General features: G+C 39.7%; 17 protein-coding genes. All 17 read right to left on the bottom strand.

Annotated features, from left to right (window positions below):
* Positions 1 to 3 precede the first annotated feature (3 nt).
* The 17 genes from hisG to ACNKW3_RS16195 all read right to left on the bottom strand — a co-directional run bounded on the left by hisG (position 4) and on the right by ACNKW3_RS16195 (position 20,641).
* The gene (gene hisG / locus ACNKW3_RS16275) at positions 4 to 903 is read right to left on the bottom strand and encodes an ATP phosphoribosyltransferase (protein WP_427400379.1); all 900 of its coding nucleotides are present in this window, start codon (positions 901 to 903) and stop codon (positions 4 to 6) included.
* A 417-nt stretch (positions 904 to 1,320) separates the two neighbouring features.
* Positions 1,321 to 3,045, bottom strand: a complete 1,725-nt coding sequence (locus ACNKW3_RS16270; protein ID WP_427400378.1) for an SLC13 family permease — start codon at positions 3,043 to 3,045, stop codon at positions 1,321 to 1,323.
* Between the two features lie 133 nt (positions 3,046 to 3,178).
* A complete protein-coding gene (locus ACNKW3_RS16265; RefSeq protein WP_427400377.1) occupies positions 3,179 to 4,288 on the bottom strand; it encodes a peptidase M14 in 1,110 nt (369 codons plus the stop codon).
* Positions 4,289 to 4,399: 111 nt separating this feature from the next.
* Positions 4,400 to 5,806, bottom strand: a complete 1,407-nt coding sequence (gene cysN, locus ACNKW3_RS16260) for a sulfate adenylyltransferase subunit CysN (protein WP_427400376.1) — start codon at positions 5,804 to 5,806, stop codon at positions 4,400 to 4,402.
* 1 nt (position 5,807) lies between these two features.
* On the bottom strand, positions 5,808 to 6,605 hold the full coding sequence (gene cysQ / locus ACNKW3_RS16255; protein ID WP_427400375.1) for a 3'(2'),5'-bisphosphate nucleotidase CysQ: 798 nt from the start codon (positions 6,603 to 6,605) through the stop codon (positions 5,808 to 5,810).
* Positions 6,602 to 7,201 carry an adenylyl-sulfate kinase gene (gene cysC / locus ACNKW3_RS16250; RefSeq protein WP_427400374.1) on the bottom strand — a complete coding sequence of 200 codons (600 nt, stop codon included), beginning with the start codon at positions 7,199 to 7,201 and terminating at the stop codon, positions 6,602 to 6,604. Before cysC ends, cysQ begins: the two co-directional genes overlap by 4 nt.
* Positions 7,201 to 8,115, bottom strand: a complete 915-nt coding sequence (gene cysD, locus ACNKW3_RS16245) for a sulfate adenylyltransferase subunit CysD (RefSeq protein ID WP_427400373.1) — start codon at positions 8,113 to 8,115, stop codon at positions 7,201 to 7,203. The genes cysC and cysD overlap by 1 nt, the downstream gene beginning before the upstream one ends.
* Positions 8,116 to 8,373: 258 nt before the next feature.
* On the bottom strand, positions 8,374 to 9,588 hold the full coding sequence (locus tag ACNKW3_RS16240; RefSeq protein ID WP_427400372.1) for an EAL and HDOD domain-containing protein: 1,215 nt from the start codon (positions 9,586 to 9,588) through the stop codon (positions 8,374 to 8,376).
* Between the two features lie 3 nt (positions 9,589 to 9,591).
* Complete coding sequence (gene putP, locus ACNKW3_RS16235; protein WP_427400371.1) at positions 9,592 to 11,112, bottom strand: sodium/proline symporter PutP; 1,521 nt, start codon at positions 11,110 to 11,112, stop codon at positions 9,592 to 9,594.
* Between the two features lie 179 nt (positions 11,113 to 11,291).
* A complete protein-coding gene (locus ACNKW3_RS16230) occupies positions 11,292 to 11,990 on the bottom strand; it encodes a DUF3379 family protein (RefSeq protein ID WP_427400370.1) in 699 nt (232 codons plus the stop codon).
* Complete coding sequence (locus ACNKW3_RS16225; RefSeq protein WP_427400420.1) at positions 11,983 to 12,525, bottom strand: sigma-70 family RNA polymerase sigma factor; 543 nt, start codon at positions 12,523 to 12,525, stop codon at positions 11,983 to 11,985. The genes ACNKW3_RS16230 and ACNKW3_RS16225 overlap by 8 nt, the downstream gene beginning before the upstream one ends.
* 139 nt (positions 12,526 to 12,664) lie before the next feature.
* On the bottom strand, positions 12,665 to 14,524 hold the full coding sequence (locus ACNKW3_RS16220; protein ID WP_427400369.1) for a DUF885 domain-containing protein: 1,860 nt from the start codon (positions 14,522 to 14,524) through the stop codon (positions 12,665 to 12,667).
* A 42-nt stretch (positions 14,525 to 14,566) separates the two neighbouring features.
* Complete coding sequence (locus ACNKW3_RS16215) at positions 14,567 to 16,264, bottom strand: BatD family protein (protein WP_427400368.1); 1,698 nt, start codon at positions 16,262 to 16,264, stop codon at positions 14,567 to 14,569.
* Between the two features lie 4 nt (positions 16,265 to 16,268).
* Complete coding sequence (locus ACNKW3_RS16210) at positions 16,269 to 18,200, bottom strand: vWA domain-containing protein (RefSeq protein WP_427400367.1); 1,932 nt, start codon at positions 18,198 to 18,200, stop codon at positions 16,269 to 16,271.
* Positions 18,197 to 19,189: a vWA domain-containing protein gene (locus ACNKW3_RS16205; RefSeq protein WP_427400366.1), complete on the bottom strand. Its 993-nt coding sequence runs from the start codon at positions 19,187 to 19,189 to the stop codon at positions 18,197 to 18,199. The genes ACNKW3_RS16210 and ACNKW3_RS16205 overlap by 4 nt, the downstream gene beginning before the upstream one ends.
* Positions 19,182 to 19,670, bottom strand: a complete 489-nt coding sequence (locus ACNKW3_RS16200) for a DUF4381 domain-containing protein (RefSeq protein WP_427400365.1) — start codon at positions 19,668 to 19,670, stop codon at positions 19,182 to 19,184. The genes ACNKW3_RS16205 and ACNKW3_RS16200 overlap by 8 nt, the downstream gene beginning before the upstream one ends.
* Positions 19,667 to 20,641 carry a DUF58 domain-containing protein gene (locus ACNKW3_RS16195; RefSeq protein WP_427400364.1) on the bottom strand — a complete coding sequence of 325 codons (975 nt, stop codon included), beginning with the start codon at positions 20,639 to 20,641 and terminating at the stop codon, positions 19,667 to 19,669. The genes ACNKW3_RS16200 and ACNKW3_RS16195 overlap by 4 nt, the downstream gene beginning before the upstream one ends.
* Between the last annotated feature and the right edge of the window lie 8 nt (positions 20,642 to 20,649).

Here is a 20,649-nt window from a genome sequence, read left to right as displayed (position 1 = left end):
ACATTACCCCATCATTTTCTCAATCGGTAGTACGAGTATTGAACTACAACCTAGGGCTTTTAACTTTTCCATGGTTTCCCAGAAAAGAGTTTCAGAGGATACAACGTGCACTGCAACGCGATCATCATGACCAGCCAAAGGCAATACAGTGGGATTTTCAGCACCAGGTAACAAGCGATTGACCTGTTCCAAATAATTCTTTGGTGCGTGTAGCATAATGTACTTACTTTCTTTAGCTTGAATAACGCCATCAATCCTTGGTAGCAAACGATTGACTAATTGCTGTTTTTCTTCACTTAAAGGTTCAGATTTTTGAATCAACACCGCTTTAGATTTGAAAACTACGTCTCGCTCACATAAACCGTTGGCTTCTAAGGTTGCACCTGTTGATACTAAGTCACAAATAGCATCTGCTACACCGGCTCGCGGAGCAACTTCCACAGAGCCTGTTAACATAACCGCTTGTGCATCAACATTTTCTGCCGCAAAGAAACGCTCCAGTAAATATGGATAAGTAGTGGCTACCTTTTTGCCTGAAAGAGAAGCTATTGAGGTGTATTGCATTTCGTTTGGTACTGCAATGGAAAGGCGACAACCACCATAATCGAGTCGTCTTAACGATTTATAATCTGATTTTTTATTGGCTGCTTGACGCTCAAGCATTTTTTCTTCAAGTTCGTTTTCACCAATAAACCCCAGATCAACAACACCATCCATTACAAGTCCTGGAATATCGTCATCTCTAACTCTTAGAAGATCTATAGGCTGATTAGTACTATGGGCTATTAACAGACGATCCCGTATTTGCAGTTTAATGCCAATGGCCTTTAGCAAAGCAATGCTGTCATCACTGAGTCGGCCAGATTTTTGTACGGCAATGCGAAGTCTCGTTGTATCGCTCATAAATCAATTCCTTACTAATATAGGTGTTGTAAAATCATTGAGCTAAAAAGAAAAAACCCCCGAAAGTTCCTTCCGAGGGCTAGGGTTTACTCGCCGACTTGGAAGGAATAATACCTTCCAAGCACATACCTGAAAGGTTATGTGTTGTTATGATGGTGGTGGTTAAATCTCGTAATCACTCTATTGTCATTTTTCGGCTAAAAATTTGATGAGGGGATAGTACCAGAGTTTTCGGCTTTTTCAACTGATTGCAGGGGAAATATTGCGCAAATTTTATGATATTCCTCATAACAAATTAGCACAATTAAGATCAATCAGTACTAGCGCCTGTTTCTCTTTGTTTATTAATTAGCCACAGAGCTCCGGGTTGGGCCTACAATTGGCGCCAATATAACTCATTAACAAAAACAAACAGGATTAAAAGTAATACCAAGTCAGCATGCCGATGACGATTGAGCTGTACAAAATAGAAATCGGCGTTCCTACCTTTGCAAAATGCTTAAACTTATAATCTGAGGCACTGAATACTAGCAAGTTGGTTTGATACCCATAAGGTGAAATGAAACTAGCACTAGCTGCAAAAGCAACTGCTAATGCAAAGGGCATCAGGGGTAAATTCATACTAATCACTAATCCATAGGCAAATGGAAACATCAATGCAGCGGCTGCGTTATTGGTGACAAATTCAGTCAATAGCAAGGTGATTAAGTAGACTAAAATCAACGCAAAAATAGGGGATGATGTTTGTAGATAAGGCGTGATGAAATCAGTTAATTGGTTTAATACTCCCGAAGATTCTAACCCCTGGGCCAAACAAAGTGCTCCAACGATCACCAATATCAAGTTTAATGGAAGGTGGCGTTTAATTTCGGCAATAGACGTAATTTTACAGACAACCAAGGCTGCGGCTAAAAATAACAGACCAGTTGCCAATGGTAATATTGATAAGGCAGCTAAAAGTATAGTGATGAAAAATCCTGTCCAAGTAATACTTTCTTGCCAAGGCGTTAACTTTTGCGTGATTTTTTGTTCGGACACAATAAAGAAGTTTTTCGATATGTTTTGTCGTCGATGAAAATCGTTACCTGTGGCTAATAACAAAAAGTCACCTGCTTCTAATTTTAATTCTCCAATTTTACCGGAGATTGACTCTCCATCTCTTCGAATGGCTACAACGGCGGCATCAAAAAGGGCTCGAAAACCAACTGATTTTAAGGTTTTACCTAATATTGGTGCTCGGTTGGAGATGATCACTTCGGTTAGGTTATCTCCGAGTAGTCCATCTGCCTCAGCAAACATGGTCAACCCTTTGATGTGTCCAATATTATCAATGTGCTTAATATTCCCCGTAAAAATTAATTTATCGCCAGCCTCAATTTCCATATCGGGTGCCACTGGGCTGATAATTTTGTTGTTACGAATTACTTCGATAAGGAATAGCTCAGGTAAATTTCTAAGATGATTTTGCTCAACGGTCTTACCGATGAGCTCAGAATTTTCTTCTACATCTGCTTCTAATAAATAACTCGTGTAATTGGATTTATTGCCACTAAATGTTGGTAACAATTTGGTTAAGAAAAACAACACAAGGCCACAGATTAATCCGGCTGTCAGACCAAAAATAGTGAAATCAAAAAACTCAAATCCTGAATGCCCATGTTCGATCAAGAAACTATCCACTATCAGGTTGGTGGATGTACCAATGAGCGTAACTGTACCGCCTAGGATGGCTGCGTATGAAAGAGGAATTAATAACTTAGAGGCAGGATGTAACTGATTTTGTTTAACACTACTGATCAAACTAGCCACTACGGCTGTGTTGTTAAGTATTGCTGAAGAAAAAAAGGTTAATCCAAATAGCTTTGCATAAGACGCAAAATAAGATGTTGAGATTATTTTCCGGCCTAACTTCTTCAAAAATGTTGTTTTATCAAGAGAGTTACTCACGATTAATAATAGAATTAAGGTCACCAAGCCTGTGTTGGTCGCATTACTTAAAATGTCATCAAAACTGATTTGTTGGATCAGCATTAAACTTAATGTGCTAGCGGCAAATATGCCAGCAGGGCGCTTATTACTAAAGATCAATGCGGCAATTGTACCTACAAATATAAAAATAACCGCTATTTGACTTATTGACATACTACCTTTGATTCCATTTGTTTAAACACGCTCTTATTTTCCATCTCTCATTGAACGTGAGAACTATCTTTTTGTGTAGTGTTAATTTGTTCTTTCTTAGAACCAAATATACCTGTTGCACATAGTTACAGAGTTAAATTTTCCAATAGCGAGTAAAACACTTATACAGTTGAGTACCGCTTAATACAGACGCCGATGGAAAATGTAAGATCGGAATAAGGGGACAAGGTGCTCTAAGTTCATTTACCGCACTTTCTTGATCAAGGTTATCAATGTTTAATACCTTGGCCATTATGCCGCCTTTCTGAATAAATTGCCCCGGTTTGGCGCAGTATTCAACCATACCGCCAAAATCTGTGTACAAGGTTTTATAATCTGCAAGTTTCACACCATAACGAGTAATATTTAGAGGTGAATAGTCGCCGTTTTGTAAAACCTGTTTGTTGGTTAAATAACTCAAAATACTGTGGGCATCATCTTTACCCTCATCAAAGTCAATCACTTCTTGGCTACCCATTTCTATGGTAAATGCCTCGACTCCAAAGTCATAAGGTCGCTGAAATTTTTGCTCTAATTGTTCTTGTAAGGTCCACCATGGACAAAAAGAGGCTTCATCCAAAGCGCCGGCAAATTTATTTGGAATAAAAATTACATGGGGAATTGAAAATAATGACGCTGACTGAGCTGCGTATTCAGGAATATAGATATGGCGAGTAGACACAGGCCCATTATGCAAATCAAGTACAATGTCAGCATCCACAGACAGTTGTTGTAAACGTAAATTTAATTGTTGGGCTAAACCTAAGCCCCAAGGTTGCTGAAGCTTTTGTGCCAAAACTTTAGCTCTTTTAGCTTTAAATCGGGTTTTGATTTTGTTCAATGAGTCAGAGGCTTTTACTGTGTTTACAAAACTTAAGACATCCTCAGGATCATAATGATAACCGCGATTCCAATTGGTGCCATTGACGGGATCAAAACGGCCCATAGTATATTCACCCGCCTTTATGTTTGTGCCCACAGGGTTGCAATTAGGCACAAGAATTATTTCACCATTAATTTGATAATGTCTTAAAGCATTTATAAGGTGGTAAATAACGACATTGCCTTGGACTTCAGCGCCGTGAATAGAGCTTTGAATATATACTTTTGGCCCAGGTAGATTATCAGTAATGCGATATATAGGGACGTTTAAGCTTCGGCCTGACGCATTTTGAGCAACGGTAATATGGGTTTTACTCAGCACAGAAAGTCTTACTTAGAGTTACTTATTTGTCTTTAGCATACTGAAATGTAAATGATTAATCGACAAAAAATGGGGCATTTTTGCCCCATTTTTGAACATAATTTAACAAATTTACATTTTGCTGATGTCGGCAGCGCCCCAATGTGGGAAGTGTTTGCGCACTAAAGCATTAAATTCTAGTTCAAACTCAGAGAATGTAGATTTAGTGTTAGCTACTTGAGCGGCATTAATGATCATACCTGCGCCCACTGTGCCGTTGGTTAAGCGATCAATCATAATGAAAGCGCCTGTGGCACGGTTTTCCGTATAAGGATCACAGGCAACGGGTTGGGTCAATTGTATGTCAACCACGCCTATTTCATTAAGATTTAAATGTACTGCGTCGCTTTCTTCTAAAGTATTCACATCGATTTGATGAGAGATATTTCGAATACTGCCAGATACTAATTTTGTCGCAAATTTAAAATTGTATTGCTTATTAGGGATCATGGCGTCTTCAGACATCCATACTAAATGGGTTCTGTAGGTGTTGGTATTCAGCGGCAAGTTCTCACTTTTAACGATCATATCGCCACGAGAAATATCAATTTCATCTTCTAAGGTTAAAGTGACCGCAAATGGCGCTGTCGCTTTGTCTAGGTCACCATCAAAGGTGGTAATAGACTTAATCTTTGAGGTCTTTTTAGAAGGCAGAACAGTAATTTCATCTCCCACCTTTATGCTGCCTGATACTATAGTGCCAGCAAAACCTCTAAAGTTTAGATTTGGTCGATTAACGTACTGAACAGGGAAACGGAAATTGTCATTTTGTGCATGACTGATTTCAATGTTGTTAAGCATGTCCATCAATACTTCACCTTCGAACCAAGGTGTATGCTCACTTTTGTTTACAACATTATCCCCTTCTAGTGCTGAAATTGGCACAAACTGAATATCAGGAATATTTAATTGCTCAGAAAACGTTAGATAGTCACGTTTGATGTTGTTGTAAACTTCTTCACTGTAGTCCATCAAATCCATTTTGTTAATGGCAACAATAACATGCTTAATGCCAAGCAAGGATACCAAAAATGAGTGACGTTTTGTTTGCGTTTTAACACCTGCTCTTGCATCTACAAGGATAATAGCAAGGTCACAAGTAGAAGCACCTGTTACCATGTTTCTTGTATATTGCTCATGCCCTGGGGTATCCGCAATAATAAATTTGCGCTTATCTGTACTAAAATATCGATAGGCAACGTCAATAGTGATGCCTTGTTCTCGCTCACTTTGAAGCCCATCAACTAACAGTGCTAAATCGACTTTTTCGCCAGTGGTGCCGACTTTTTTACTGTCATTCGTGATTGCGGCTAGTTGATCTTCATAGATCATTTTAGAGTCGTGTAAAAGGCGTCCGATTAACGTGCTTTTACCATCGTCTACACTACCGCAAGTTAAAAAGCGCATGAGATCTTTGCGTTCGTGCGCGGCTAAATATTCAACTATATCTGTTTTTAATAATTCGTTTTCGTGATTCATTTTAACTCATCACCATAAAGAAAGGGTTTAACACTGATGCTTTTTGGTTGTATCGCAATGGATGAGCATCTGGATCGAGTGGATGTTCTGGGTCTAGCACTGTGACTTTACCGCCGGCAGCTAGCACTACCGCATGAGCTGCAGCCGTGTCCCATTCACTAGTAGGACCTACGCGTGGATACAAATGTGCGCTTCCTTCAGCCACACAACATAACTTAAGAGAACTACCCATAGCCACTAATTCGGTTTCGCCATCAAGGGCATCAAGCACTTTATTTATTTCAGGGCTTTGATGCGAACGAGAGCCTACAACTTTCCATAGGGATACAGAGGAAGTATCTGCGGTGGAAATGTCTCGTTGAGTACCACCTTCTTCCACATAAGCGCCTTCACCTACAATGCCCACAAAGGTTTTCGATAATGCGGGTGCATGAACTACACCAAAGGTTGGTTCACCAAATTCTATTAAGGCAATGTTGACAGTAAATTCGCCATTTTTCTTAATGAATTCCTTGGTTCCGTCAAGGGGATCAACTAACCAATAGCGGGTCCAGGTTTTGCGCTCTTGCCAATCAATATCAGCTGATTCTTCTGATAAAATTGGAAGCGTAGTGAGCTTATTTAGCTCAGTAACTATATGGTTATGGGCTGCTAAGTCAGCTTCTGTTAGAGGTGACGAATCGTTTTTCTCGTATATATCGAAATCACGCTCGTAAATTTCCATTATCTTACTGCCGGCATCTACGGCAATTTGCTTTACCGCTTGTGCCAGTTCAGTTGTCAATTTAAATGAACTCAAGACAAAAATCCTTTTGCTAGTAATGCTTCATATAAACGTTCAGCGGTTGCTTCAGGCGCTTCGTCTTCGATGTAGGTCAAATGCACTTCTGGATCAGCGGGTGCTTGATATTCAGAATCAATACCTGTGAAGTGTTTGATATCACCAGAGCGTGCCTTTTTGTACAAACCTTTAGGGTCTCTTTGCTCGCAGACTTCCAGAGGTGTATCAACAAAAACCTCTGCAAACTCGCCTTTTTCTAACAAAGAGCGGCAAAAATCACGGTCTGCTTTAAACGGCGAAATGAAAGCGGTGATAATAATAGTGCCAGAATCAACAAATAGCTTTGCAACTTCACTGATGCGACGAATATTCTCAACACGCGCCTTATCATCAAACCCTAAGTCTCCGCAAAGACCGTGACGAACATTGTCACCATCTAATAAATAGGTTTTATATTTTTGTTCAAAAAGTTTCTTTTCCAACAAATTAGCAACGGTAGACTTACCTGAGCCTGATAAGCCTGTTAACCAGACTACGGCAGGTTTTTGGTTTAATGCTTCTGCTCGACTCTTTTTATCAACAGTATGTTGATGCCATACGATATTTGAACTCATTAGAAATAACCTTCCATCTTTTTCTTCTCCATTGAACCAGAAGAATCGTGGTCAATTACCCGACCTTGACGTTCAGAAGTCTTGGTCAACAACATTTCTTGAATAACTTCTGGCAAAGTAGCTGCTGTAGATTCAACCGCACCAGTGAGTGGATAACAGCCTAAAGTTCTAAAGCGAACCGATTTAATTTCAGGGGTTTCCCCCTCATTTAACGGCATGCGATCATCATCAACCATTATCAAAACACCATCACGCTCTACCACAGGACGAGGTTTCGCTAAATACAAAGAGGGAATTTCAATGTTTTCCATATAGATGTATTGCCAAATATCTAATTCAGTCCAGTTCGACATAGGAAATACACGGATACTTTCGCCTTTATTAATTTGGCTGTTGTAAATGTTCCATAATTCAGGACGCTGGTTTTTCGGATCCCAGCGATGATTGTCATCACGGAACGAATAAACACGCTCTTTTGCTCGCGATTTCTCTTCGTCTCGGCGAGCACCACCGAAAGCCGCATCAAATTTATATTTGTTCAATGCTTGTTTTAAACCCTGAGTTTTCATTATGTCGGTGTGCTTAGCACTGCCTACACTGAAAGGGTTTATGTTGTTTTTTACACCTTCTTCATTGATGTGGACTAGAAGATTTAAATTATATTTTTTCGCCATTAAGTCCCGAAATTCAATCATTTCTCTGAATTTCCATGTGGTATCAACATGTAACAACGGGAAGGGTATAGTGCCTGGCGCAAATGCCTTTCGGGCGATGTGTAATAAAACGGAGGAATCTTTACCTACAGAATACAGCATTACAGGGTTATCAAATTCAGCGGCGACCTCGCGAAAAATATGGATACTTTCCGCTTCAAGCTGTCTAAGATGCGTCATTTTTGGCAAATCTATTGTCATCTACAGTGTCCTTGAAAAGTTAATTTACCTCGACCTAACATTAAGTCTCAGTGAGTCTATTTGCATATATTAAAAATTTCTATGTATAGAACTTTAACACATTTAAACTCAGAATATTTATGCTAATTTGCTATCGTTAATAGCCAATTTATAACTATTTATTCGGTTTTGTTATATAGGAGTAAAAATTTGGTGCGTGTTTTGTGTGTGGCGCCCAATATAACCTAGGAACGATTTAATTTATATGACAAACGTTATCTAATTAAAAATACTGGTTTGACGGTCAGCCCAATCAGCTGCTTCACTATGAATTTTAAGGATAGTTGGTATATCCAGATTAAGATGTTTTGCTTTAAGTTTTAAGTTATCCCAATTAGCCATTTCGATATCCGCATTAAGTTTTAAATACTCTGCTAAGATACCTTCTTCTCTTACTAGTGCTAATTTTATTTCATCCGTCAGAGGCAATTTGCTAATAACTGAGGGTAGGTTAGTATCCAACATCGCATCCAAGAGAGACAACATACCTGCTAAAAACGCAGTAGAAGAACTCTGGGAAAGTTGACCCGCTAAATCTTCACAAAATTTAGCGCGTTTGAGAGATAATTTAATGAGTTCGTTAGGTTTGGCTTCGCAGAACACGGCAGCAAAAAGCAACATAATAAAACGTTCTAACTCACGTTTTCCAAGCATTACGATTGCTTGCTTAATACTTTCAACTTTTCTTTGGCGTTTAAAAAGAGGCGATTGGGTATATCTCAATAGTTTGAAAGAAAGCGCCGCATCAGATTCGAAGGTACGGGTGATTTTCTCAATATCAGGCTCAGGTTTAGTTACTTCAGCCAGTAATTTAGAAACTACCGCCTGCGGTGTTGATAAGGATACACTCTTAATAACTTCCGGCTTGGCAAAGAAATACCCCTGAAACATAGTAAAACCTATAGCCTTATATTTTTTATAGATTTCAACAGTTTCTACCTTTTCTGCTAATAACTGAATATGAGGATGACGTTTAGCAACTTCTACAGTCATCATCAGATCTGTATCGGTAATGCTCAAGCAATCAACCTTTATGATATTACAATAGGGGTAGAAGGGTTCCCATAGTTCTCCGTGAATAAAGTCATCTAACGCAATGGTATAGCCCATTTGATGAAGTTCTCTCATATGAAAGAAAACCGCTTGAGTAGGCTGAACACTTTCTAAAATTTCAATGGCAATTTTGTCTTTCGGTAAGAGAGTAGCAAAACCATTTAGTAAAGTTTGTTTGCTAAAATTAATAAAGGCCTTTTTGCCTTCTGCAATTTTATCAAGGCCCATATCAAGATATAGGCCTTCGAGCATTTTCGACGTTGCTTTTTCCTCATCAACTTGAGGAAAAATATTTTCTAGACTGGTACGAAACAGCAGCTCGTATCCTACTAACTCTTTATTAATATCTAATATGGGCTGACGAGCTGCGTAAAATGCCATTAATTATCCAATATGTTCTTCTTCAAGTTTCTTTTCATATTTATCGAACAATTCTACTAAAGCATTAGTTTTCGGAGGTGAAATTTTTCCAACAATAAGTATCGCAATAGTCGATGCAATAAAGCCTGGTATTATTTCATACAAAGTTGAAGACAAGGTTTCACCATTTTCACCTAGAGGTGCATAAATCCAAATAAGGACAACCACTGCGCCGGTTAAAATACCAGCAATTGCAGCATTTTTGGACATACCTTTCCAAACTAATGACAAAATTATCATTGGACCAAAAGCTGCGCCAAAACCTGCCCAAGCGTTACTTACTAAATCTAAGATAGTTTTATTTTCACCAAAGGCAAGTAAAATTGCGACGACAGAAACAATAAATACTGATACTCGTCCAACAAACACTTGTGATTTCTCACTGGCGTTTCTATCAATAAAGCTTGCGTAAATATCACGGGTTAATGAGCTGGACGTCACTAAAAGCTGTGACGAAATAGTACTCATAATGGCTGCCAGTATTGCTGCCAGCAAAAAACCACCGATTAGCGGGTGAAACAGTAATTGAGATAACACAATGAAAATTGTCTCATGGTCATCTAGCGGGACGTTATTACCAATAACATAAGCTAAACCAAATAAACCTGTCATGGCTGCGCCGAACAATGAGACTATCATCCAAGACATACCGATGCGGCGTGCGGTAGGTAATGCTTTTATCGAATGAATTGCCATGAAGCGCACTATTATATGAGGTTGTCCAAAGTAACCCAGTCCCCAACTCATGAGAGAAATAACCCCAATAATGCTCAATGCTTCACCTGTATTTGCATCAACTGTCATTTTGAGTAAATTTGGATTGATATCCGATAAGGTTGTTAACGTTTGGTTGATGCCACCTAATTCAAATATTACCACCGAGGGTACAAGAATTAGCGCAATAAACATGATGCAACCTTGAATAAAGTCGGTTAGCGATACCGCCATAAATCCGCCGACCAAAGTGTAGGCTACCACTACACCGGCGGTAATTAGTACGCCATAGTGGTACTCTAAGCCAAAACTAGACTCGAATAGCTTACCGCCAGCAACCACGCCAGACGAGGTATAGACAGTGAAGAAAATAATAATGACCACAGAAGCCACTATGCGAAGTACACGGCTTTTATCGAAAAAGCGATTCTCCAGGTAGTCAGGGATTGTGATAGCGTCGTGCGCTACTTCAGTAAACACACGCAGTCTTGGCGCTACCAATAAATAATTAAACCATGCACCCAACACTAAGCCGAAGGCGATCCATAACGAAGACGCGCCAGATAAATACATGGCTCCGGGTACACCCATTAGCATCCATCCGGACATATCAGATGCCCCTGCTGAAAGTGCGGTAACTGGGGCGGACAGCTTACGGCCTCCTAAAAGATAACCTGATGCACTTTCTTCGTTTGTTCTATACGCATAAAGCCCGATCCCTAGCATTGCGAGAAAATAAATTGCTAGCGATATATAGGTTCCTACTTCCATCGTTTCCTCTTTTTATAAGTTTTTGATTTGGAATTAATTGATAAATTCTCCTGAACCCTTTGTATGGTAACAGGATAGGAATAGATCTAAAGGGAAGGGCGATAATAACTGCTTTTTGTAAATTTTGGGTAAATAAAATGTAATAAAGCCTCGCGTTTAAAATTGCGAGGCTTTGGGAGTTAAGCTGAAAATGATAGAAGTTGTTTAGCCGATTCTGCCAATGAATTGATTTCTTCTTCGTTTTCTCCGACCACAAGTAATCGAGTAGATTCTAATAGAAAACTCACACCGGAAAGTTCTTCGTTGCTAAACTGTGCATCAATAGGATCAGTAACATCTTGGGGTAATATAAATAACGATAGAAGACCTTCTTTACCTTGCACTATAATATGCAAACTTTTAACTGTATTTAGATAACAAAAGTTTGCAGATAACATATTATCCAGTCCGTTCTCTAAATGCCCGTTAAAATTGACCAATTTTGCGTTTACTGTTTGCAAATCAACAGGACCGTAATTGGCAACCTCATAATCTGCATGATCAATGTGAGTGAGCGCTGTTGCAGAAATACTAGTGCCGTAACGCATATAGCTAAAGCTTAACATAGCAGTGACAGCTACCGAAGCTGCCATTCCATATACCCATCTTTTGCGTTTCTGTTCTTTTTTCTCTTGTCCAATACTCTGTTTTAACAAGAGTTTTTCAGATAAATTATCGGGTACTGGAATATTCATTGCCTGCTCAATGGCAGATTCCATTTCTTTCACTTCCTCCCAAAATGCTTGTTTTTTGGGATCGTCCTGAGCAGCTTGAATCACTTCCTTGTCTTGTGTGAAAGGATCTGCATAAACGGTACGTCGGAATGTCAAATCATCCATTTATCTTAGCCCCCAGGTGAGTTGTTTTTGTCATAAATTCTTTCAATTGGCTGCGTGCTCTGAACAAGCGCGTCATAACTGTATTAATGTTTAAATCAAGTTGAGTAGCGATTTCTTCACCACTGTATCCCATGATAACTTGTAAAAATAAGGGTTCTCTATACTCTTCGCCTAGCTGGCCTATGGCTCGTCTTAGCTCACGTTGACTTGCATTGCCATTATCCGTTGCCCTAGGATCAGCTACGCTTACATCGTCGATATCGACCAAATCAAATTGTTTTCTTTCAAAGCGTCTGGCATTTTCTCTTCTAAGAATAGTGATTAACCACGACTTAGCTGCACCTTCATCTTGTAAGGCGTCTAGAGATTTCCAAGCGCGTAAAAAGGTCTCTTGAACCACATCTTCAGCAATACTTGTGTCTTTAATCAACCACACAGCATAGCGATAAATATCTGCGTGATAGGCTTTAACAAGTGCTTCGTATTTAAGTTGTTTTGTTTTCATGATAGATGAGACCGTAGTTACTTTGTTAATCTTTCTTAACGCCTAAATATTTTTTTAGTCTATCTGTTTAGAAACAAACAAAAGCGCTCGGTCGTCCAGATTTTTTAACCAAAGCTCTTTTTGTAAAATAATTTTCAGTCAATAAATTTCTAATTCTGATCCGGCTGCGTTATCTAGACGCCACATCAGCTATCCAAGCATCTATTTGCTGTTCGAGTACATTCAATGGAATAGGTCCATTTTTTAATACTTGATCATGAAAATCAGCATATGAAAACCTGTCGCCTAACGTTTTTTGCGCCTTTTCTCTTAACGCCATAATCTTAAGTTTACCTATCATGTAGGCTGTGGCCTGACCCGGTAACGCAATATAGCGTTCAATGGCTTTTATCGCATCGCTTTCGGCATTGGGGGTATTTTCAACGAGATAATCTATAGCTTGTTTTTTTGACCATTGTTTGTCATGAATACCAGTATCTACTACAAGTCGACATGCTCGCCATAACTCCATTGCAAGGCGTCCAAAATCAGCATATGGATCTTGATAAAGCCCCATGTCTTTGGCTAATTCTTCAGAATATAATCCCCATCCTTCGGTAAATGCTGTGAAGGATAGGTATTTTTGAAATTCTGGAATGCCGTCTAGTTCCTGCGTAATACTTCTTTGCATATGATGGCCAGGAATTCCTTCGTGATACGCGAGGGCTGCCATTTGATAAGTCGGCATGGCATCCATTTTATATAAATTGGCGTAGTAGGTGCCCGGACGAGAACTATCAACTGCTGGGCTTTGATAAAAGGCTTTTCCAGCAGTTTGTTCGCGAAATGCTTCTACAGCTTTTACTCGAATATCCGCTTGCGGAATTAAACCAAAATATTCAGGCAATCGCGTTTTCATATCATCAATCAGCGCTTTAGCTTGATTTAAGTATTCTTGTTTACCTTCAGGTGTGTTCTCGTAATAAAACTGAGGATCATTACGCATAAAAACAAAAAATTCCTGCAGAGTTCCAGTGAAACCAACTTGCTGCATGATAGCCTGCATTTGATTATGGATGCGCTCTACATGTAATAAGCCAAGGTCGTGTACTTGTTGAGCATCTAAATCTGTAGTTGTATACCATGCAAGTCGATTTTGATACCACTTATCGCCTTGAGGAAGTCGCCACACTCCGTCTCCTTCAGGACTCAATGCTCGTTGTTTTGTTAAGGTAGCGATCATATTTTCATAGGCGGGTTTGACACTGTTGAGCAATGCGTCATTTAGTTGGTTTATCAAGCCTGATTTTTCTGCGTTGGATAAACCTAAACTATCGAGTTTTTCTTTAAAATCAGCAAGCAAAGTAGAATCGTTAGGTTTCTCTTCGAAAGGGTTACCGGAAATAACATTTGCGGAAGCCTGAATCATCTGATCGTAAGACCATTTGGGGGGAAATACACCAGCGTCTTCCCTAAGTTGTAGTTGCGCAATTAATTGTTCAAATAAAACATCAACTTTGTTTAGTCTGGAAATATAATCCTGAGCGTCACTTAGGGTACTTATCTTATGAATATTGATCATAAAACTAGGAATTCTAGTGTGCCAACCGCTCAATTGCTGCATGACATAGCTATGGGCTCTAAATTCATCGTTAGCTAAGCGTCGTTCGATATCTTGTTTGTATAAAATAAAACTTAGCTTTTGCTGTGCTGTAAATTCACTTTGATCAAATGAATTAAGTGTCTCTAGGCGTTGCTTAAGTAATTCAATTCGCGCTTCTTCAGCTTCAGGGGAAAGATCATCCCATTTATCGTAGTCCCATTTTATGCCGCGATATGATTGAGTAAGCGGACTACTTTTTAAATCGTCTTCATAGGATAGGGTAAAAAATTCGGTAATTTTTTCGGGCTTTTTTACGTGTCCGTAATTGATTGCTTGCTTGGATTGAGAATCTGATTCCCGGGCTGTCGTTTGGTTATCTGAACAGCCGTAAATCGTTCCTGTTCCTATCAACAGCATTGAAAGAATAAAAGGGGAGCGGAATTTCATAAATTATTCTCTTGTTATTTGTTTCTTTATCGTAACTTTACGCTATTGCTGATAAATATTGTCCAATGGGGCGCTTTGCTTGTTCAACCATTTTTGTCGTTGATTTTCTAATTCGGTTAAGAAAGCAGATGATTCAAGGTGCTCAGACTTTACCTCATGTTCAGCAGTTTTATACCTTGCTGTTAAAAGACTATCATAGTCGCGCAATAATTGCGCATTATTGATGAATTTAAGGGCATCTGTAGCCGAATAAAAATGCTTGCTAGTCAACACACTTAACCAATGACAAAGTTTCTGTGGTAATAAGTTGGTCTTATTTTGTTTGATGCAATTGACCACGCTGTGCCAAGCTGCTGTTTCAGAGGTATTTATAGAGCTATTAGTTTGATGGACCGGTTCAGAAGTTTTGCCCCTAGACCATACAACAAATAAACAAACCGATAGTAAAACCACACAAACCATCAACAGTATGTGTAACCAATCAAATAAGGGCGCTACAACCCTAGGTGAGCTGTTAGCTTCTTGATTGGTTATCTCAGCAGGATTTTCGCCAGCACTTGGGGCTGGTTGAGCATTATCTGCTGAGTTATTTAGAACAATTTGATTACCGGTCACGGTCACAGATTTTGCCGGAACAACAGCAAATTCAGTTTTTCCAGTGTTTACGTTGAACCAAGGTATTCTTATTTCAGGCACTACAAATTGACCATTTTGTTCTGCAATAATGGCAGTGCTCTGCACACTTTGCGCAATTAGTTTGTTATTTCGCTGAACAGTTGTTTTCTGAGGTTGTTCTGGATAAGTTTTAAAGCTTGGGTGGTAAGTTCCGCCAAAATCCGGCAATTGCTCTTCAATTAAACCTAGGGCTGTTAAGGTAATGGTGCGAGTGATGGGTTCACCGGCTTTGATGTTGTCTGGGTCACCTTGCCACTCTTCATTGATTTGCACGAGTTCGCTGGGAAGCCAAGTGTACTGATATCCTGGAGGAATAGGCGCAACGGTTAATTGTTGATCTTCGCCAACTCGACTAATATTCTTGGTTCGGTTGAAATACGCAAAACCTTGACGGCCGCCACTTAAAACTCGGGCTTCAAATAATGGACTTTGAACTTTATATTCACCACTTGATTGGGGAATAATGGCAAAGTTTCGCTCAATTACACGATATCGAACCCCATTTATTAACTCTTGATATTCTTTATCTTCTCCCAATTTTTCAATAATAGCACCATCCAATACAGGTTCACTTAAAGAGCCACTTTGAATTTCGCCAGCCAGAAATATTTTTACCGTATAAACCAACTGTTGTTGCAAATAGATTTTATTTTCGCTCACTTCAGTGGTGATATAAAACTCTCGAGGTTGATCCCCAGCTTGGGAGGACTCAACTACATTTAGGGTGATTGGTTGAGTGGTTTTTCCGTCTAGGCTAAAAGACGGAATTTCAAAACTCCCGGTGGCACGAGGGAACAGTGTCAATCGCCAACTAACCGAAGACGAACGATTACCATTAATTATTTGAGTAGATTGGCTAACGGATGGCGCGCTGACGCGAAAATTTTGCTCAAGAGCTGAAAAATCGATGGTCTGACTGTCAGGACTTCCATTAGCGGTAATCGTTAAGGTAAATGACTCATCTACTAGCACCGGATTTTGATCAACAGAGGCTATTAGGTTTTCGGTTTTTGCAAAAGCATTAAGCGTACAAAAAATAATGATGATACTTAAAATATGTTTCATTGGCTTACCATGTTTGCTCTTTTACACTAGGGGCTCTTTGCTGACGCCTGCTTTGGGCTTCTAATAGCATTTTTCGTTTTAACAAAAATGCAGGATCATCTGGTACTCGATTCATCAACATTTGCATTTGTCGCATTTTTTCACGTTCTTCGGGTGTCATGTCTTCAGGGTTTACTTGTCCTTGGATAACGGAATCAGGATTATTGATGGGTTCCTGTTGTTGTTCTGAATTAGGTTGTTCAGCATTTTGCTGTTGTTCTTTTTCTAGCTCACTTTCTTGCTCACCTTCTTGTTCTGAAGAGGAATTATTTTGTTGTTCAGAATTGGAAGAATTTTCCTGTTGCTCAGCATTTGATTCTTGCTGCTGACTATCGCTGTTTTGATTCTCATTTTGCTGAGAAGATGACTGATCAGAATTTTGTTGATCTTGCTGACCTTGTTGATTTTCATCGCGTTGTTGCTGTTCGCCAGACTGATTTTCTTGTCCTTGATCGTTTTGATCCTGATTTTGTTGATTTTCCTGTTCTTGTTGCTGCATCATGGATTCAACAATTTTTTTATTTTCCATGGCTTCTACGTGCGATGGTTGCTCGGACAATACTTTATCATAAGCATCTATAGCATCCTGCAGGCGTCCGAGTTGGGCCAGTGCATTTCCGGCGTTATACGTATTCTCAATGCCGTCAAGTCCTTCATATAAAGACAGTGCAGTTTCATAATCGCCAGCCTTGTAAGCCGCGGCGGCCTTCCAATCAGGGCGATCGAATGATTCTTGGGCAGTTTCGTAATCCTGTTGATAGTATTGACGTACACCTTTTTGGTCGTTATTCAAAAACATCTTATCAACTATTCCTAATTCGGGTTTAGGTAAGGCATCCGATTCGTCTGCATAAGCAGGTTCAGGGGAAGATAAGAAGCTGATTACAAAAATTAATGAAAACAACACACCTTTTCGGAAAAACCAAAGCGCGAAGGGCAGGATAGCTAAGGCTAAAAAAGCACCCATATCACGCCAAACGTCGCCCTTTATTTCTTCGTCGCTAGCAACAACATCTCTATTAAAAGTGTTATCACTTAGGATCATGCGTTCTATATCCGACGTGTTGGTTGTCATTTCTGTCAGTTTTACAGGCTTATTTCCAAACGCCTGGGTTAAATACCGTGAATTTACTTTAGGCAATACTATGTTACCTCTATTGTCTTTTAATAAGGTGCCGTCTACCAATTTAATCGGCGCTCCTTGTTCTGTACCAACCAATAACACAGACAAGCGGAAGCTGGTTTCATTCATAAATTCTTGCACTAGCTCAACATCAGGATATTCAATGCCGTCGGTTATCCAATAAATATCACCTTCTGTATAGCCAGCATTAGCAAGTAATTCTGCTGCTTGATGTAATCCTGCAAAAGGATTACTGCCCAGTACAGGCATAATTTCAGGACTCAAACTAGGAAGAAGGTTCTCTATGTTTTCGATATCTTGAGTTAACGGACTAATGACAAAAGCATCTCCAGCATATGCCACCAAGCCGATTTCTCCTTCATCTATTCTTTCTATCAAATCTAGTGCCTTGAATTTAGCTCGAGTCAGACGATCTGGATTAACGTCTGTACTGCGCATGGATAGGGACATATCCATTAGCACCACTTTACCTGTTTGGCTTTGATAAACCGGTTGTGGGAGTTTTTCCCATGTAGGACCAGCAAGGGCTATACAGCAAACAATCCAAACAAACGCTAACATCCAAAATGGTGCCTTATAGCCTTGCTTACTGCTTTCGGATAACAGATGGGCTTGTAAATGCGTGGGAACAAGGCTTCGCCATGCTGTTTTACGATTTTGCACTTTCAAAAGTAGATAACTAAAAATAGGTAAAATCAAAATGCCTATCAGTGCCAATGGGCGTAAAAAATGAAAATCAGTAAATTCACTCATGCTGCTTCCTCCGTTTTACGCATACCAACGAAAATACTGAAAAGGGTGATGACAATGCTCAACAGGAGTGCTGCAGCGAGTGGATAGTAGTAAAGTGCCGTTTGCGGACGCATTTTTTCATTGCCTGCTTCAATGGGTTCTAGCTCATCTAATTGACGATAAATATTGATGAGTGACTCTGTATCATTCGCTTTGAAAAATGCACCACCGGTTTCTTCTGCTACCATTTTTAGTGTTGCTTCGTCAAAGTCAGAACCGCTTGAGGGTGCGCTAAACCCGAACATAGACCGAGTATTGCTTCCAACGCCTATAGTGTAGATAGTCACTTGATTTTCTTTGGCCAAATTTAATGCTTGTTCTGGCGTGATGTTCCCTGCTGTATTGCGGCCATCGGTTAGCAAGATAAGTACTCGGTTTGATTTCTCCCGTTCCCGAAAGCGTTTAACAGCTAGCCCGATAGCATCTCCAATCGCCGTATTTTCGCCTACTAGGCCGATAACACTTTCATTTAACAGGGTTTCTACGGTTTTTCGGTCATAGGTCAAAGGCGCTTGTAAATAGGCTGTGTCAGCAAACAAAATTAAACCTAAGCGATCCCCAACACGGCGGTTAATGAAATCTGATAACACATACTTAATCATACTGAGTCTATTTACGGGTTGCCCCCTGACTTCCATATCTCGCGCCTTCATACTGCCAGATAAATCCACAGCCACCATTAAGTCTCTGCCTTGGGTAGGAATAGCGATAGGTTCGCCAAGCCATTGAGGGCGAGCAGCAGCAGTCACTAATAAAAGCCAAATAATAAATACCGGAATTAGAGTTAAAGACGATTTTGCAACAGGTCCACTTGAAAGCATCCCAAACGCATGGCTAGTGGGAACTCGAAGCGCTGCAGATTGATTGCCTTTCTTTTCAGGCACAAAAAAGTAAATCAGCAAAGGTAAGGGAGCTAGGACAAAAATCCAAGGCCAAATAAACTCAAACATTAAACGCCTCTCTTTGCTGCTTAGATAAAGGGAAGTCTTTTTTTAGCCAAAGAATGGCCGTTTGTTTAAGTTCTGATGCTGTTGGAGCGGATATTGTTGGATTATATAAACTCAAATGAAGTGTAAATAACTGCTGCACTGCATTAGGTTGCTGTTTGGCCAACTTTCCACTCTCTAACACTAGTTGCCACTGTTCACCGTGCAAACTCATTATTTGCGATGGATAATAAAATTGCGCGACATTTTTTAGAATGGCTTGCAGTCTTAGATGAAATTGGTCAGAAGTTTCATCTAAAAGTTGAATCTGTTTTACCGCTTGATTACGCAGTTGAGTAAGATTGCGATGTCTTAAAAAATAACGAATACCCAGTACCAGCGCAATCAGACAACATGCGATTAAGATCCAATATCCTGTGGCTAGTGGCCACCAAGATACTTCCGTTGGCAATTGTATATCATGAAGATTATCTAATGGATTCATAAGGTTTCTCCTATGACAAAGCCTCTATTACCCATGCTCAATTGGCTGGATAGAGGTTGGCCGGCAGATATCTTACGAATAGGCGTTTTTATGCTAGAAAATCGGTTGTGAAGCAAAGATACTTTGCGAGACTGGGTGTTTCGATACATTTGGTTTTTGTCTTTATCACCCAGCATTATTGATTGTTTATTTTCACCATCAGTGACCATCAATGCTTGTTTACTTTTGATTTCTGGTAATGCAATTTCCAGAGGGTCGTACACATAATTCGCCATTAACTCACAATGTCTACTTAAGTTTCCTAAAATATTGAAATGGGTGTCTGTGAAATCGCTAAAATCGCTGATCAAATGCACCAAACTTCCCGGTTTGGCAATGTAATTCAAGCGTTGTAGCGCATTCAACGATGCTGATTGAGATTTTCCTTCAGTCAAGGTCAATTGTTGCAAACCAATCATTTGATCAATCACTGATAATACTGACTTATTTTGCGCTTTAGGTTTTGATTCAATGTCTTTCGTCTGATTAAAGATCACACCACCAAATTTATCACCACGGGCAACGGCAGCAAATCCAAGTAACGAAGCCAAATGGGCGGCTTGTACACTTTTTAGTAGCAACTGAGTGCCAAATTGCATTGAATCGCTAAGGTCTACAAAAACGAATACAGGTCTTTCTCGTTCTTCTCTGAAAATTTTTGTGTGCGGTTTACCTGTGCGCGCCGTTACTCGCCAATCGATACTACGAATATCATCACCAGGCTGATAAAAACGAGCCTCATCAAATTCCATCCCTCGTCCTTTAAAGGTCGAGCGATCCATTCCGCTTCTATTGTGTTGACTACCTTTGTTGGGGCTTAATTTAAGAATACTGGACAAAGCTTTATAGCGCAGCAGTTCTGGTAACTGTAATTGAATACCGTTACTTTCCAACTCGTTAAGATAATCTTGTATCTCGTTTTGGGCTAGCATAGTGTTAA

It is taken from the genome of Glaciecola sp. 1036 (assembly GCF_050306235.1).
Lineage (GTDB): Bacteria > Pseudomonadota > Gammaproteobacteria > Enterobacterales > Alteromonadaceae > Glaciecola.
Note: the sequence above shows the minus strand (reverse complement) of the source record. Positions and strands in the feature narration are given on the sequence as shown.